The organism is Maribacter sp. R77961, assembly GCF_044594925.1.
Classification (GTDB): Bacteria; Bacteroidota; Bacteroidia; order Flavobacteriales; family Flavobacteriaceae; genus Maribacter.
Genome location: NZ_CP138991.1, coordinates 1,251,398 through 1,267,509 on the forward strand (window position 1 = coordinate 1,251,398; position 16,112 = coordinate 1,267,509).

A 16,112-nucleotide genomic window follows, 5' to 3' on the forward strand; every position below is an offset into this window, starting at 1 on the left:
ATAACATTTTAATTATTAACCGACATAAGACCTAAATATGAAATTTTACTTTGTTTTAGCGGTGGTATTTTTATTCACTTTCACTTCTTGTAAAAACACGAACAAAGCTATAGAAAATAAAACTCCAACAGGTTATCAAGGGCAAAAACCTAGTCCTATTGTACCTACGATAAACCGTCCGGTGCAAAAACAATGGAAGGGAATCTGGTCCTTATCCAATGAAACCTTCTTTACTAACGATTTTGATGGAGCTAGATTAAACGGTGTGGCTGATGACGGTAACGATCATTATACTATTTGGATAACTGCTGAGAACACACCTATTAATGTAAGTCCTTGGTATGCATTTAAAGTTTGGACAGGGCAACCGAGGGAAATCACCATAAAATTATCATATCAAGATTCTAGAAGCAGATACTATCCTAAAATTAGTAAAGATGGGTTAAAATTTAGTGTCTTGGATAGTACTTCTTATAAACCTATTAATGAAGGAGAAGGAGATTTTGGAATCAAAGCCGCTCCTGAATTTGTAGAATTGAAGATAAATATAGGAAAGGAACCGATTTGGATATCCGCCCAAGAACTATATACGTCTAAAAGAATAAAAAATTGGGTTGACTCGCTAGCCAGTAAACCATTTATCTCCACTTATGAAATTGGAAAGAGTACTGAAAATAGAGCGATGAACCTAATGGAAATTAAAGCCAATACAAATACAAAAAAGGCTGTAATGATTATCTCTAGACAACATCCGCCAGAAGTAACTGGTTTTCTGGCCATGAAATCTTTTATTGAAACAATAGCGGGTGAATCCCAGCAAGCGAAAGAGTTTAGAAAAAAGTATGACATTTTCGTAGTCCCCTTGATGAATCCGGATGGTGTGGACAATGGCCATTGGAGGCATAATATGGGCGGTATTGATTTAAATAGGGATTGGCAAAATTTTAATCAACCGGAAACTAAAAGTGTCAAAGACTTCTTAAACAAAAAAAGCAATGAGGGTTATGATTTTGTATTCGGTGCTGATTTTCATTCTACCTGGGACGATATTTATTATCCCATAGATAGCACCATCACAGGTGATAGAGGGAAAATCGTTTTCGACTGGATTGAAAGTATTAGTAGTAGGCTCCCTCAGAAAAAAACGAATATCAGTGCCTCGAAAAAGATTAATCCTACCATGGTTTCACGAAACTATTTCTTTGTAAATCATAATATGCCAGCTATAGTTTTTGAACTAGGGGACAATACGCCTCGCGATTTTCTAAAAAAGAAAGGTCAAGTAGCCGCTGAAGAGCTTATGCGTCTATTACAAGAAGAGTAAACTCTATTTGGTATAATTGGCCTTATATCTCCAGTAACTTAATGCACCTAAACCTAAAACTCCAGCCACGGTATAGTAAATAAATGTTGGCGTAACAACTTGTGCTCCACTTGCATAACTGTGCAGTCCCACCAAGTAAAAATTAACCCCTTGATAGGTCATCATAATACTACCGTAAGCTACTACACTTAAAAAATTAAAAGTCCATTTGCCTCTTAGTCCCGGAACTAATCGGGTATGTATTACAAAGGCATAAACCATAATTGAAATCAATGCCCAGGTCTCTTTAGGATCCCATCCCCAGTAACGTCCCCAACTTTCGTTAGCCCATTGACCACCCAAAAAATTACCAATGGTCAACATAATGAGTCCTACGGTAAGTGAAATCTCATTAATGATGGTCAGTTCTTTTAGATTGAATTCCATTCTTTTTTTATTCTTTTTTGTGGTAAGTAGCATTAATAGTAAGCATACTACGCCAAGAATCATTCCTACGGTCAGAGGACCATAACTCCCCACAATTACCGAGGTATGAATCATTAACCAATAGCTGTCCAGAACAGGTACTAGATTTCCAATAGTTGGATCTACCCAATTTTGATGTGCAAAAAATAGTAACATTGCCGCTACAAAAGAAGATGCAGCCACGGTCATATCACTTTTTCTTCCAAAAGCAATACCCATTCCCATGGTTGCCCAAGCAACAAAGAGAATACTCTCATAGGCATCACTCCAAGGTGCATGCCCAGATATGTACCAACGAAGAATTAAACCTACTGTATGCCATACGAAAAATAAAACTATAGTACCTTTTAAAAAGTAAACAGCGGCCTTCCATATTTCGCGTTCTTTAAAAATCTGGAAAATCAATATCGTAAACATTAAAAAACCCACAAGAAGGTAATAGCCATATAGCCTATTAAAAATATCCAATTTGTTATAGACAACTTCCGTATCAATTCTATTCTGCGAAGGCAAAACTTCACTACCATGATTCGCTTGATTTTGTTTAAATGCGGCCAACAATTTATCTGCCTCGTTATAATCGCCAGATTGCTGAGCTTTCCCAAGCGTCATCAAATAATACGGCATAGCATTTTTAATGAAGTTGGCATAAAGCGAATCGGAAACTTGATACTGCCCTCCTCTATATTCTATTGCCGAGATCCATTTGTTATTTTCATCATTTAACAAGGGAAAAATCTTTACTATCTGCTGGCTTAACGCTTGGTCCAATAAATTTAGACGAATATTGATATCCTTTATATCGCGTTGAAATTTGTTTGGACTCGCCTTGGTCGTAGCCTCCCTAATGAAAGGTGCTAACTTGTATTGACCCTTTTCATCAAAGAAATCTGTTGCCTTAATATATTTCTGGCCGCTAGGTATACCTATTACTTTTCTAATACTATCGTTTTGGGCCTTTTTATCAACTGCAATAAATTCCGTGTTATACCAAATGGCAGGATTCATCATCATGGAGAGAAATACTTGGTCAGAACTAAGTCCTGAATACGTATCCTTTAAACTTAGTTTTCTTAGAAGTTCTGATGAAAAAGTGTTTATTGGTTTCATTCGTCCGCCCTCATCCTGAATAACCAGTTTTCCAAATTTATCTGCATGTTCCTTAGCAACTATGGATGCTCTCAATAAAGAGTCTACTTGAAACTGCGTTGGTTCGGTAGCATGATCATGACCATCACCTACAGAATGTTCCTGCGCGGATATTGGCATACAAAAACCTATCAGTAAAGCAATTGTAGCTAATGCCTTTTTCTTTTTCTCTTTTAACTTGTTCAAGGAATTGCTTAAGTCCTTAAAACGCGTTTTTCCAAAGAACATAATGCCCAATAAACCAATATATAAAAGAAAATAGCCAACATAGGTAATCCATGTTCCCCAGAAATCATGATTAACGGAGAGTGTAGTTCCTTTTTCATCAGGATCAAAACTTGCTTGAAAGAAACGGTACCCTTTATGGTCCAAAACATGGTTCATATAAACATCATAATCAAAGGTTCTTTCGTCTTTTACCGTAATTTTACTCATGAAAGAAGCGTAACCTTTCTCCGTGCCAGGATATTTTTCTGCGATAAAATCGTTCAATTGAACACTAAAAGGTAATTCATGTACTTTGGAACCATAGCGTAATGCAAAATCTAATCCACCGACTTTAATTTTATCCGTAAAATCGGTTCCTCCCTTTCCGCCAAGGACTTTTATTTTTTTAGTTTCACCGTTTGAAGTAATGGACATTAATAATGCATCTGTATCAAAATCGGTTTTCTCCGCCTCAGGAATTTCTACCACTCCGTAACTTCCTTGAATAAGGGAGTCTGGAATAACAAATTGCATATTGGCGGCATTGTAAAGAGACCGCAGTTGTAAAGGCTGTAAACTGTCCTTCTCCAAGACTCCTTGAAATTGGTCCGCCATGCGCATAAAACTTCCAGCAAATGGAGATTTAATTTCATATCGTTCCCCTGTGGTCGCAATATTAATAGAACCTTCCGTAGGCACGTTCAATGCAAATAAAACCCCGTGTATACTACTTACCTTTCCATTTTCTAAATAATGTTCATGTCGCTGACCATCACCTGCTTCTACTATTTTTAAATAAAGGTTTCCTGAGCTATCGGGAACAAGACCTTCTTTTGCACCTTCTATAAAACCTTCATAGATAATGGTGAAAGGCTGACCGTTGAAATCAGAATTCCAAGGAAGGTTAGATTTTATGTCCTCTGCCGTGACGATTAAATCATCTTCTAAAACTTTTCTTCTAGGCTCACCTTCTATCTTTCCATCAACATGTGCAGTAAAATAGGTTTTATCAGAATAAAAAATATTCTCTGTCTTTCCTTCACGTATAGGCATCATACCTTCAAAACTGATATATCGAGTAACAAAAGCGCCTATGATTATCAATATCCAAGAAACATGAAGTAATAAGACGGGCCACTTCTCTTTTCTTAAGAGGCGGTATCTGAAAATATTACCTACAAAATTTATTACAAAAAACACCATAATAACCTCAAACCATGTAGCATTATAAACCCAAATACGCGCGGTTTCGGTAGAGTACCAACTTTCAATAAAAGTTCCAAAAGCCATTGCAGTAGCAAAAACTATAAACAAAATGGACATTAAACGAGTGGAGAAGAAAATTTTCTTGAGCAATTCTGTCATAAGAAAATACATTGGTTTTCAGCATGCAAAAATACGCTCTTTTTACCATTTTGGACAGGAATTAAGCATTTTAAACCTTAAACAAAAGTGTTAATTTTTATCTTAATAAAGCGCTATTATTCTTTGTACTTTTGAACCATGATTTCAGTAGTTTTATTGGGAACTGGCAATGTAGCAAAGAATCTATTCGAATCCTTTTTGAAAAGGGACGAAGTTTCTATTACCAAGGTGTTTGGTAGAAAAGAGGAAGCCCTATCCTATTTTAGCAGTCGTACCGAAACAAGTACCAATTGGAAATCGCTACCAAAAGCCGATATATATATTTTGGCTATTAATGACGATGCCATAGCAGAAGTATCAAAAGAATTAACCACAAGTGGTTTAATAGTACATACATCCGGTAGTGTAGCATTAGATGCTTTAAAAAAGCATCAACGTTTTGGGGTTTTTTACCCATTGCAAACTTTCACTTCCAATAAAATAGTAGATTTTGAAGAAATACCTATCTGTCTAGAAGCAAAGGATGCATCGGATTTACAATTACTTGAAACATTAGCACATCTGTTGAGCAACCATGTGGCACATATTTCATCAGAAAAACGAAAAATTCTTCATTTGGCTGCCGTATTCGTTAATAATTTCACTAACCATATGTACACCATAGCAGATAATATTTGTGAAAGTAATGACTTAGATTTTAGCTTATTAAAACCTTTGATTAAGGAGACAGTTTCTAAGCTAGACAGTCTTAGCCCAACTGAAGCGCAAACGGGCCCTGCAAAAAGAGGAGATTTAAAAACGCTTCATGGGCATCTAGACCTCTTAGAAGGTTCTCAACATAAAGAAATTTATAAATTAATGAGCAACGTAATTAAAGCTTCCTATGGAAAAAAGTTATAAAGAATATTTAAAGGATATTACCACATTTATATTCGATGTCGATGGCGTATTTACGGATGGTAGCCTTATGGTAACTTCTAATGGAGAAATGTTACGTAAAATGAACGTAAAAGATGGTTATGCCTTAAAAGTGGCCTTACAAAAGGGATATCAGGTCTGTATTATTACCGGAGGTACGAACGAAGGGGTCAGAATTCGTTTAAAAGGTCTGGGTGTTCAGGATATTTATATGGGTGCCCATCATAAAATTGAAGCCCTAAACGAATATTTACAAAACAACAGTATTGCCGCTAAAAATGTACTTTACATGGGAGATGATATTCCAGATATTCCGCCTATGAAAGCAGTTGGTCTTCCTTCTTGTCCGCAAAATGCAGTTCCCGAAGTAAAGGCCGTAAGCGACTATATTTCCCATATAAATGGTGGACAAGGCTGCGTAAGGGATGTTATAGAGCAGGTTTTGAAGGTGCAGGGTAATTGGATGGGTAATTTTAGTGCGGCAAACGATTAAAAATGCTGAAAGATAGATTAAAAGACTACAAACTTATACTCGCCTCTGGCTCTCCTCGAAGAAAAATGTTCTTTGAAGAAATGGGTTTGGATTTTGAAATTCAGTTGCGGCCTGTAGAAGAAGTATATCCCCCATATTTAAAGGGTAAGGAAATTTCTGATTATCTGGCAATTTTAAAGGCTAGTGTTTTTCAAGAAGATCTTAAAGTAAATGAAATACTTATAACTTCGGATACAGTGGTATGGCATAATAGGGAGTCTCTCGCAAAAGCGGATACACGCAAAGAAGCTTTTGAAATGTTGAAAAAATTATCAAATGACTGGCATGAAGTTATTACATCGGTGTGTTTTACCGCTCCAAGAAAACAGGAGGTTCTTAATCATACCACAGCGGTCAAATTCAGGGAGCTGAATGATGATGAAATCAATTATTATATTACGAACTACAAACCTTTTGATAAGGCCGGTGCCTACGGCATTCAAGAATGGATTGGTTTGGTTGGCATAGAACAAATAAAAGGGTCCTACACCAATGTCGTTGGGTTGCCTACACAATTAGTTTACAAAACGTTAATGAACATGGTGGGATAATCCCTTTTCGGTAATTTAGTAAAAAAATAAATCATGAAATCTACGTTGAAATTTCCGGAGGTCATCTCTTTAGTATTATTAGCTCTTTTAGGATTTACATCTTGTTCTGAAAACAAAAAAGAAAAAGCTATTATTGCCCTAAATGAAGAGGTCAAAGCAACTAAAGTTCTTAAGAAGAACGAATTATCCCAAAACTTTAAGGACTACTGGTATGCTGGAAAGGCAGAAATAACCTCTTACAAATTAGAACAAGCAAGATATGGTGAAATGAGAGAAGGTACAGCCGTATTGGTCTATGTTACGGAGCCTTTTCTAAAGGATAAGCAAGTTAAAGCCGACGGTAATAACCCAGATAATATCCCCGTTCTTAAACTAAATTCTACCAAGAACTACCTCACGGGAATTTATCCTTATTCGATTATGAACAGTAGTTTTTATCCTGTTTATGACAACCAACACGCCTTAAAAATAACTTTTTCTTCGCAAGAATGGTGCGGCCAAGTATACACACAATTAAATAACAGAGCCAAATTTGAGGTAGCGTCTCACTCCTATTTTGAAAGCGAAGCAGACCAAGAATTACAATTGAACAAAACCGTTTTAGAAAATGAAATTTGGAATAAGATTCGTATAAATCCAGAAAATTTACCTCAAGGTGATTTTAAAATGATTCCATCATTGGAGTTTTCACGATTAACCCATAAAGAATTAAAATCGTATGATGTAAAGGCTTCATTGACCCCTAAAGGTGACCTGAGAACTTATGAGGTTACTTATCCTGAATTAAATAGGACTTTAAAGATTAACTTTAGTTCAGAATTTCCTAATACCGTAGAAAGTTGGTCAGATTCATTTACTAGCGGTTACGGCCCCAATGCCAAAACACTTACATCAACTGGAACAAAAATAAAAACCTTAAATACGCCTTACTGGAGACAAAACGGGAATAAGGATCTGTATTTAAGAGACAGCTTAGGAATATAGTTTATGGAAGAGTTTTTAATAAACCACAAAGATGAATTAATTTCAACACTGGTGGTGTTTGCGCTGCTATTACTTTTGAAATTTATTTTTACCAAGGCGGCAAAAAAAGTTGGAAAAATTAGTGATTTCAATCCCGTACGAACTAATCTTATCATAAAATATATATCTATAGCGTTAACTATAATCGCTTTAGCAGCGTTTACTTTAATATGGGGTGTTAATTATAAAGATTTAGGCGTATTGCTATCCTCAGTATTTGCGGTTATCGGTGTAGCTCTTTTTGCGCAGTGGTCTATTTTAAGTAATATCACAGCAGGTGTTATTATTTTCTTTTCCTTTCCATTTAAAATCGGAAATACCATTAGAATCTTGGATAAAGAATTACTTGACCCGGAAAGTACTGATAAAGACACCTTTACCATAGAAGACATCAAAGCTTTTCATTTACATCTGAGAAAGAATAATGGCGAAATTTTAACCTATCCCAACAATATGGTTCTTCAAAAGGGTGTGGTTTTAATCGCTACTTACGACGGACAAATCATTTCAGAAGTGGGTGAAGCTTAGTTTGTTAAAGAAGTCGTAAAATAGTATCCTAGGGTATTAATCTTGTTATCTTTGGAACTACACTAAAATCTATCCAATGCGACACTTTGTGGCTATTTTTATCTGTAGCTTTCTACTTTCAAACTTAGTTACGGCTCAAACTCCAAAAAATCAGAATCCTTCGGACATTTATCATGCGGTAAAGAAGCTCAACTTTCTAGGAACCGCTTTATACGTAGCTGCTCATCCGGACGATGAAAATACGAGATTAATAGCTTATTTAGCCAATAATGTTCATGCAAGAACTGGTTATCTCTCCTTAACCAGAGGAGACGGCGGTCAAAATTTAATAGGCCCAGAGCTTAGAGAGTTATTAGGTGTTCTTAGGACGCAAGAACTTTTGGCGGCAAGAAGGGTTGATGGAGGAGAACAGTTTTTTACCCGAGCGAACGATTTTGGCTACTCTAAACATCCTAAAGAAACCCTACGAATTTGGGATAAAAATACCATTCTAGGAGATGTGGTAACTACCATAAGAAAATTTAAGCCAGATGTTATTATTAATAGATTTGACCATAGAAGTCCCGGTACAACGCACGGCCATCATACATCTTCTGCAATGCTTAGTGTAGAAGCATTTGATATGGCAAATGACCCCAATGCATTTCCAGAAAGATTAGCATCTACTGAATTATGGCAGCCTCAACGACTATTTTTTAACACGTCTTGGTGGTTTTATGGAAGTCAAGAAAAATTTGAAAAGGCGGATAAGTCAAAACTATTAAATGTTGATGTTGGTATATTTTATCCCACTTTAGGCAAATCCAATAATGAAATAGCATCTTTGGCCAGTAGTCAACATCTGTGTCAAGGCTTTGGTAGGCTGAGCACAAGAGGTTCACAAACGGAATATGTTGAGCTACTAAAAGGTGATTTGCCAAAAGGAAAAAATGATTTATTTGAAGGCATCAATACAACCTGGTCCCGAATAGAAGGAGGTGAACAAATAGGTACTATTTTAAATAAGGTTGAAGAAAATTTCAATTTTAAGAATCCAGCGGTGCATCTATCAGATTTAGTCAAAGCATACAACCTATTACAAGAGGTAAGCGATGAACATTGGAAAAATTTAAAATCCATAGAACTGAGAACTATAATTTCCGCAATTACAGGTCTTCATATACAGGCATTCGTTACTACTGCCAACTCCAATCCTGGGGAAGTAATTTCCGTAACCATGGAAGCTTTAAACCGAAGTGAAAATAAGATAGTTCTAGAATCGATTTCAATAAATGAACAGCAGATTTCCGATGCTACATCAAATCTTGTAGAAAACGAGCTGTATAAAAAAACTATCGACTTTACGATTCCTCTGAACATGAATTTTACAAGCCCCTATTGGTTATTAGAAAAGGGTACTCTGGGGACATATAAAGTTGACGACGAGGAGTTAATAGGGCTACCGGAAACACCTAGAGCCTTCAACGCAACCTTTAACTTAGTTTTCGAAGGCACTAAAATACCAATGACAACAAGCATCATTTATAAATATGCGAAACCCGATAAAGGAGAGATTTATCAACCTTTTGAAATAGTTCCGGAGGCTACTGCTAGCTTTAGTGATAAGGTCATCATATTTTCTGACGATACGCCAAAAGAGATTCCGGTTACTATAAAAGCACACAAGGATAATATCGCTGGAGTCGTTCAATTCTGTTTTGATAACAAATGGAGTGTAGATAAAGAAGTTAAGGAGTTCAACATTGCCGAAAAAGGAGATGAACAAACGGTTTTCTTTACCCTAAGTCCTCCCCAATCTGAAGATGAAAGTTACATCTCCCCTATTATAAAATTGAATGGTGCCAACATAACAAAAGAATTAGCGACCATAGCTTACGACCACGTTCCTACGCAGACCATCTTACTGCCATCACAGGCCAAAGTAGTGCGTTTGAACATTGAAAAGGTTGGTGAACATATTGGTTATATTATGGGGGCTGGTGATGCAGTTCCTACAAGTTTAGAACAAATAGGCTATAAAGTACATCAAATAGACCCAGCCGATATAACCGAAGCTACATTAGATAAATACGATGCTGTTGTCTTAGGAATAAGAGCTTACAACGTTGTAAAAGAACTGAGCTTCAAGCAAAAATACATCTTGGATTATGTTAAAGACGGTGGTAATGTTATTGTGCAGTATAACACCGCTGGAAGATGGAATAGTCAATTTGAGAATATTGCGCCTTATGAATTACAAGTTTCTAGAGACCGTGTCACAGATGAGAACTCAGAAGTTATAATTATTGCCAAAGACCATTCATTGGTAAATTATCCTAACAAAATCTCTGAAGACGACTTTAGTGGATGGGTCCAGGAAAGAGGGCTTTATTTCCCTAACAAATGGAGTAAAGAATTTACCCCTATTCTAGAAATGAAAGATGAAGGAGAAAGCATAAAAAAAGGGAGTCTTTTAATAGCACCCTATGGAGAAGGAAATTATATTTACACGGGACTAAGCTTTTTTAGAGAGTTACCAGCTGGTGTTCCAGGGGCATATAAACTATTTTCCAATATGCTTTCCGTAGGAAAAGATAAGTTAGAGAACGAAGACCAAATAAAAGGATGAGCAAAGAAAGAGACGAAAATAGAACTTGGAAAAAAGAGTACTCCATTGTGCTTGTTCTAAATCTTATTTATATTCTTGTATTCTACTATTTAATGACATCATTCACATAATATGGGAGTATTAGATTGGACTATTCTTTGTGGCACCCTACTATTTATTGTAGCTTATGGTGTATGGAAAACCAAAGGAAGCACTAATGTAAACGACTATGTAAGAGGAGGAAACGAAGCTAAATGGTGGACTATTGGCCTATCGGTCATGGCAACACAGGCGAGTGCAATTACCTTCCTATCAACTCCAGGACAAGCTTTTCATGACGGTATGGGATTTGTTCAATTCTATTTTGGACTTCCTTTGGCCATGATTATCATATGTCTCGTATTTATTCCGCTTTATCATCGGATGAAAGTATATACGGCCTATGAGTTTTTAGAGAGCAGGTTTGACCTTAAAACCCGTTCCTTAGCGGCCATTTTGTTTCTTATCCAGAGGGGTTTAGCAGCGGGAATAACGATTTTTGCCCCCTCTATCATTCTTTCTGCGGTACTAGGTTGGGATTTACGCACCTTAAATATCATTATAGGTACTTTGGTAATTATCTACACAGTTTCTGGAGGAACTAAAGCTGTAAGCGTAACACAGAAGCAGCAAATGTTCATTATAATGACGGGGATGTTCATCGCTTTCTTTTTTATTCTTGGTTACCTACCTTCAGATATCACCTTTGGAAAAGCAATGAAGATTGCGGGAGCAAGCAATAAATTAGATGTTCTTGATTTTAGCATGGACACCTCCAGTAGATATACATTTTGGAGTGGCATAACGGGCGGGCTTTTTCTCGCATTAGCCTACTTTGGTACAGACCAGAGTCAAGTACAACGTTATCTCTCTGGAAAATCAATAAGAGAGAGTCAATTAGGATTGGTTTTTAACGGAATATTTAAAATTCCTATGCAATTTTTTATTCTCTTGGTCGGAGTAATGGTTTTTGTGTTTTACCAATATAATCCGTCTCCGTTAAATTTTAATCCATCTGCTACCCAAGCTGTAATGAACTCGGAATATGCGGAAGATTATAAACTACTACAAGAAGGTCAAGTTTCCTTGGAGGCTGAAAAACGCATTGCACAAAACGATTTTTCAGCTGCGCTAGAGATTAAAGAGTATGCCGCTGTGGAAGTAGCCAAAAAAAGGATAATAAAGATTAATGAAAAGGATAGGGCAAATAGAGTTGCCGCTAAATTACTTATAGCTCAAGCAGACGAAACCGTAGAAACCAATGATAAAGATTATGTTTTTATACATTTCATCCTCAATAACCTTCCAAAAGGTCTTATCGGTTTGCTATTAGCTGTTATCCTATCTGCTGCAATGTCTTCTACTGCATCAGAACTTAATGCACTTGGAACCATAACGGCATTGGACATATACAAAAGAAACAAGTCGCTTGGCAATAAAGTTCTTTCCTTTATAAATCGTATATCTTTTGGCTATTATAAGGGCAATACGAATACAGTATTAACAGAAAAACATTACGTCCGTGCCTCTAAGGGTTTTACCCTTTTATGGGGTATAATAGCAATTTTGATAGCTTGTATAGCTAGTCTTTTTGATAATTTAATACAGTTGGTAAATATTATTGGAAGTATATTCTACGGTAATGTACTTGGTATATTTTTATTAGCCTTTTTCTTGAAATTCGTAAAAGGTAATGCAGTATTCTTTGCGGCTTTATTAACGCAAGTAATTGTTTGCGTCGTATACTATAACCTCATACATATTTATCCCTCCGGTGAGGAAAAATTAGGTTATTTATGGTTGAACTTTATTGGATGTGCGTTGGTAATGACCATAGCCATCATCTTTGAAGTCTTTGACCGCATGCTTAATAAACCGCTAGGCTCGAATTAATAATGATTTATAGGGGCCGTTTTAATTAAGTTATGAATTGCGCATCTCAAACCTACTTTGATAATTAATAATAAATAGGGCTAAGTTGATATCAAGGATAGAAGCATATTTTATAGCGAACTACACTAACAAACCGCTCTTAATTAAGGCTCCTGGTAGAATCAATATCATAGGAGAACATACAGATTATAACTTGGGTTATGTTTTACCAGCAGCTATAAACAAGGGCATTTACTTTGCTATTAAAGGGAATCGGTCTAGCACCATTCGTGTAGAGTCCTTTATAACTTCACCAGAGCAAATCATATTTGATATAGCGGCAAATAGCACCCCTTTTAGCTCTTTTTGGGGAAATTATTTTAAAGCTATTCTAGAAATTTTGGTAGAGAAAAAGTACCCTTTAAAAGGGTTCGATTGTGTTTTTGGTGGAGACATACCCATAGGTTCTGGTCTTTCCTCTTCAGCTGCATTATGTTGTGGTTTTATTTTTGCCATCTCCCAAGCCCTTCATATTAAAATTTCAAAGGAAGAGATTGCTATCATTGCACAAAAAGCGGAGCATCGTGTTGGAATAAATTGTGGTCTAATGGACCAATATGCACTATTGTTCGGGAAAAAATCCCATGCACTTTTTTTAGACTGCAAAACCCTAATTCATGAATATGTCCCAATAAATATAAAAGGTTACAGTTGGGTCCTTATTAATTCTAACATTAAGCATAATTTGGCAGTAGATACTGCCTATAATAAGCGAAGAGCCTCATGCGAATTCATCGTAAAAAAGATGAAAGCCATTAAAAATAATGTAAGCTCTTTGCGCGATGTTTCATTAGCTGATTTAAAAAAAATAATTAATGAAGTATCACTAGTAGACTACAAAATAGCCCGTTATGTGCTAGAAGAAAATGAAAGAGTCTTAAAAATGAAACTCGCTCTAAAAAACGGGAATGCCGAAGGTATCGGTGAAATTTTATTAGATGGACATTGGGCCATGTCCAAAGAATTTGAAATAACCACGAAAGAGTTAGATTGCCTAGTTGATATTGGCGAAGAATTACCAGGTATTATAGGCTCACGCATGATGGGCGGAGGATTTGGCGGATGCACCATAAATTTGATAAAAAAAGAACTTCTGAACAAAAGTATAGAAACGATAGTGTCACAATATAAATTGCGAACAGGAATAGATGCGGAAGTATATCACTTACAGGTAGCTGATGGAATTCAAGTTATAAATCTGGCGCAATAAAAAACCTGTAACTCACAAGGAATTACAGGTTTTTATAGTTATAAGGAAGCACTTTATTTAGCGCCCCATTCTTTCAAGGAATCTTTGTTCATTTTTACATAATCATCGTTACCTGCAGCTTCAGCTCCTGTTAATGATTTTTTTGCAGCTGCTATAGCTCCTTTTTTATCTCCGGCCTTCGCTAAAATTAAGGATTGTTGTCTCAATTGCCAAAATGCTGGTTTTTCGGTCATACTCATGGCCTTGTTCATCCATTCTTTAGCTTTATTGATATCTTTATCCTCACTAGAATAATAAACGGCAGCGGCATAATAATCACCAGCACTAGGACCAGCTAGAACTTTATCTATACTACTCATCACCGTTTTGTCCGCTGGTACTTCAAAAGGAATAGCAACATATACGTTATCCCAAATAATACCAAGATTAGCACCGTTACTCTTTACATCATCAATTGTAATGGTAAAAGTTTCTACGGGCATATCAATAGGATAAACAGGTACCGTTGCTTTGGCTACAACCTTAGCCTCATCCCATTCCCTAGGTGTACCACCTCCTTGTGTATCGCTGTAAAAGAATACCTCCCAATTTTTCTCGCTTGGTTTAGAAAAAATAGAATATGTTCCAGACTTTACCTCTTGTCCGGCAATAGTCACATCGGTATCAAAACTTATTTTAGTAAAGGCATTTGCTCCGGTTCTCCATAGTTTACCGTAAGGAACTAAATCCCCAAAAACAGTTCTGCCACGCATAGACGGTCTTGAATAATCTACTATAACCTCAGTTAAACCAACTGTTTGCATCAGCTTAGATGCTGGACTCGGCGCTGGTGTCTGAATTTGCGCTTCCAAGGAAAAGGAAGCCACAATCGCTAATAAAAAGAGTACTACTTTATTCATAATAAGTTCAATTTTAGTGTTTTTACAAAACTAAAGATAAACCCAAGCAGCAGTAGTTAAGAAAGTCTTAAATAACTAATGATAGCTATTGTAATTAATCATATCCCATAAAACAATATATTACATTTTGTTTAACTAATAATATTTTTCATTCAACATAAATGAACATATATTTGTTAAAACATTTTCATGAAGTTGTACCAGTTACATTCTAAACAAGCTTTGCCTATTTCTATAACTAAAGCTTGGGATTTTCTATCTGATCCCGGAAATCTTAAGGTCATTACCCCAGAACATATGGGTTTCACCATACTATCAGGTGCGGACAGGCCCATGTTTCCAGGACAAATAATACAATACAAAGTTTCTCCTTTCCCTGGATATACTACAAAATGGGTTACTGAAATAACACATGTAAAAGCGGGAGAGTATTTTGTTGACGAGCAGCGTTTTGGGCCCTATGCGCTATGGCATCACAAACATTTTATCAAGGAGATTGATGGCGGCGTAGAAATGGAGGATATTATAGATTATAAAATTCCTCTTGGTATTCTTGGGCAAATAGCACATCCCATAATCGTTAAAAACCAGCTTAAAAAAATATTCGAATTTAGAGAGCAAAAATTAATAGAACTTTTTGGAAGCATTGAAGGAGCTCCAAAAACAATAACATATAAATCATTCTAAAATATGAGCAAAAATATACTCTTAATAGGAGGTTCGCATGGCATAGGATATGCTTTGGCTAAAAAATTACAGAACAAGCATAATGTCTATGTTGCGTCCCGTACCAAGGAAGAATTAGACAATCTTGAGGTAACCCATATTCCATTTGACGCCACCACCGATGAATTGGACATGACCCAACTACCCGAGGAAATTCATGGGTTTGTCTATTGTCCTGGAAGTATAAATCTAAAACCCTTTAAAATGATGAGTTTAGATACCTTCGAGGAAGATATGCACCTTAATTTCTTTAGCATGGTACGCAGCGTAAAAACGGTAATAGGCAAAATGGCCGAGGGTAGTAGCATGGTGTTTTTTAGTACGGTAGCCGTAGGAACGGGAATGCCGTTCCATACAAGTGTAGCGGCCGCAAAGGGCGCAATAGAAGGTTTTGCAAAATCAATGGCTGCAGAATACGCACCAAAATTACGCGTAAACGTAGTAGCCCCTTCTTTAGTGAACACGCCATTGGCAGGACGCTTATTAAATAATGATAAGAAAGTGGAGATGATGTCTCAACGTCACCCGCTTAAAAGAGTAGGAACACCAGAGGATATCGCTAATATTGCCTTGTTTTTATTGAGTGACGACAGTACTTGGATGACCGGCCAAATAGTAGGGGTTGATGGTGGAATGTCCACATTGAATATATCCTAG

Annotated in this window: 13 protein-coding genes; 11 read left to right on the plus strand and 2 right to left on the minus strand. The window is 36.5% G+C overall.

Features of this window, described 5'->3' with window-relative positions; translation table 11 throughout:
* Nucleotides 1-37 precede the first annotated feature (37 nt).
* The gene (locus SJY09_RS05510; RefSeq protein ID WP_396637962.1) at nt 38-1,324 is read left to right on the plus strand and encodes a M14 family metallopeptidase; all 1,287 of its coding nucleotides are present in this window, start codon (nt 38-40) and stop codon (nt 1,322-1,324) included.
* 3 nt (nt 1,325-1,327) lie between these two features.
* On the opposite strand, the gene ccsA is transcribed toward SJY09_RS05510, so the two are convergent.
* Complete coding sequence (gene ccsA, locus SJY09_RS05515; RefSeq protein ID WP_396637963.1) at nt 1,328-4,510, minus strand: cytochrome c biogenesis protein CcsA; 3,183 nt, start codon at nt 4,508-4,510, stop codon at nt 1,328-1,330.
* A 138-nt stretch (nt 4,511-4,648) separates the two neighbouring features.
* Between ccsA and SJY09_RS05520 the strand changes: the two genes are divergently transcribed.
* The 8 genes from SJY09_RS05520 to galK all read left to right on the plus strand — a co-directional run bounded on the left by SJY09_RS05520 (nt 4,649) and on the right by galK (nt 13,830).
* Nucleotides 4,649-5,410: a Rossmann-like and DUF2520 domain-containing protein gene (locus tag SJY09_RS05520; RefSeq protein WP_396637964.1), complete on the plus strand. Its 762-nt coding sequence runs from the start codon at nt 4,649-4,651 to the stop codon at nt 5,408-5,410.
* Nucleotides 5,394-5,921, plus strand: a complete 528-nt coding sequence (locus SJY09_RS05525) for a KdsC family phosphatase (protein ID WP_396637965.1) — start codon at nt 5,394-5,396, stop codon at nt 5,919-5,921. The genes SJY09_RS05520 and SJY09_RS05525 overlap by 17 nt, the downstream gene beginning before the upstream one ends.
* Before the next feature lie 2 nt (nt 5,922-5,923).
* Complete coding sequence (locus SJY09_RS05530) at nt 5,924-6,511, plus strand: Maf-like protein (RefSeq protein ID WP_396637966.1); 588 nt, start codon at nt 5,924-5,926, stop codon at nt 6,509-6,511.
* Between the two features lie 33 nt (nt 6,512-6,544).
* On the plus strand, nt 6,545-7,495 hold the full coding sequence (locus SJY09_RS05535) for a septum formation inhibitor Maf (protein WP_396637967.1): 951 nt from the start codon (nt 6,545-6,547) through the stop codon (nt 7,493-7,495).
* A 3-nt stretch (nt 7,496-7,498) separates the two neighbouring features.
* Nucleotides 7,499-8,062, plus strand: a complete 564-nt coding sequence (locus SJY09_RS05540; protein ID WP_396637968.1) for a mechanosensitive ion channel domain-containing protein — start codon at nt 7,499-7,501, stop codon at nt 8,060-8,062.
* A gap of 76 nt (nt 8,063-8,138) precedes the next feature.
* A complete protein-coding gene (locus SJY09_RS05545; protein WP_396637969.1) occupies nt 8,139-10,670 on the plus strand; it encodes a PIG-L family deacetylase in 2,532 nt (843 codons plus the stop codon).
* A 111-nt stretch (nt 10,671-10,781) separates the two neighbouring features.
* A complete protein-coding gene (locus SJY09_RS05550) occupies nt 10,782-12,581 on the plus strand; it encodes a sodium:solute symporter (RefSeq protein ID WP_396637970.1) in 1,800 nt (599 codons plus the stop codon).
* 85 nt (nt 12,582-12,666) lie between these two features.
* Nucleotides 12,667-13,830 carry a galactokinase gene (gene galK / locus SJY09_RS05555; RefSeq protein ID WP_396637971.1) on the plus strand — a complete coding sequence of 388 codons (1,164 nt, stop codon included), beginning with the start codon at nt 12,667-12,669 and terminating at the stop codon, nt 13,828-13,830.
* 53 nt (nt 13,831-13,883) lie between these two features.
* Here the strand turns inward: galK and SJY09_RS05560 are convergent, their stop codons facing one another.
* On the minus strand, nt 13,884-14,729 hold the full coding sequence (locus tag SJY09_RS05560) for a DUF2911 domain-containing protein (RefSeq protein WP_396637972.1): 846 nt from the start codon (nt 14,727-14,729) through the stop codon (nt 13,884-13,886).
* Between the two features lie 189 nt (nt 14,730-14,918).
* Here SJY09_RS05560 and SJY09_RS05565 point away from each other — a divergent pair, with 189 nt between their 5' ends.
* Nucleotides 14,919-15,416: a cell division inhibitor gene (locus SJY09_RS05565; protein ID WP_396637973.1), complete on the plus strand. Its 498-nt coding sequence runs from the start codon at nt 14,919-14,921 to the stop codon at nt 15,414-15,416.
* 3 nt (nt 15,417-15,419) lie between these two features.
* Nucleotides 15,420-16,112, plus strand: a complete 693-nt coding sequence (locus SJY09_RS05570; RefSeq protein WP_396637974.1) for an SDR family NAD(P)-dependent oxidoreductase — start codon at nt 15,420-15,422, stop codon at nt 16,110-16,112.

Bases quoted from the DNA above. Each gene is read 5' to 3' on its own strand.
- SJY09_RS05510 (WP_396637962.1), top strand. From the start codon at position 38: ATGAAATTTTACTTTGTTTTAGCGGTGGTATTTTTATTCACTTTCACT.
- ccsA (WP_396637963.1), bottom strand. From the start codon at position 4,510: ATGACAGAATTGCTCAAGAAAATTTTCTTCTCCACTCGTTTAATGTCC.
- SJY09_RS05520 (WP_396637964.1), top strand. From the start codon at position 4,649: ATGATTTCAGTAGTTTTATTGGGAACTGGCAATGTAGCAAAGAATCTA.
- SJY09_RS05525 (WP_396637965.1), top strand. From the start codon at position 5,394: ATGGAAAAAAGTTATAAAGAATATTTAAAGGATATTACCACATTTATA.
- SJY09_RS05530 (WP_396637966.1), top strand. From the start codon at position 5,924: ATGCTGAAAGATAGATTAAAAGACTACAAACTTATACTCGCCTCTGGC.
- SJY09_RS05535 (WP_396637967.1), top strand. From the start codon at position 6,545: ATGAAATCTACGTTGAAATTTCCGGAGGTCATCTCTTTAGTATTATTA.
- SJY09_RS05540 (WP_396637968.1), top strand. From the start codon at position 7,499: ATGGAAGAGTTTTTAATAAACCACAAAGATGAATTAATTTCAACACTG.
- SJY09_RS05545 (WP_396637969.1), top strand. From the start codon at position 8,139: ATGCGACACTTTGTGGCTATTTTTATCTGTAGCTTTCTACTTTCAAAC.
- SJY09_RS05550 (WP_396637970.1), top strand. From the start codon at position 10,782: ATGGGAGTATTAGATTGGACTATTCTTTGTGGCACCCTACTATTTATT.
- SJY09_RS05560 (WP_396637972.1), bottom strand. From the start codon at position 14,729: ATGAATAAAGTAGTACTCTTTTTATTAGCGATTGTGGCTTCCTTTTCC.
- SJY09_RS05565 (WP_396637973.1), top strand. From the start codon at position 14,919: ATGAAGTTGTACCAGTTACATTCTAAACAAGCTTTGCCTATTTCTATA.
- SJY09_RS05570 (WP_396637974.1), top strand. From the start codon at position 15,420: ATGAGCAAAAATATACTCTTAATAGGAGGTTCGCATGGCATAGGATAT.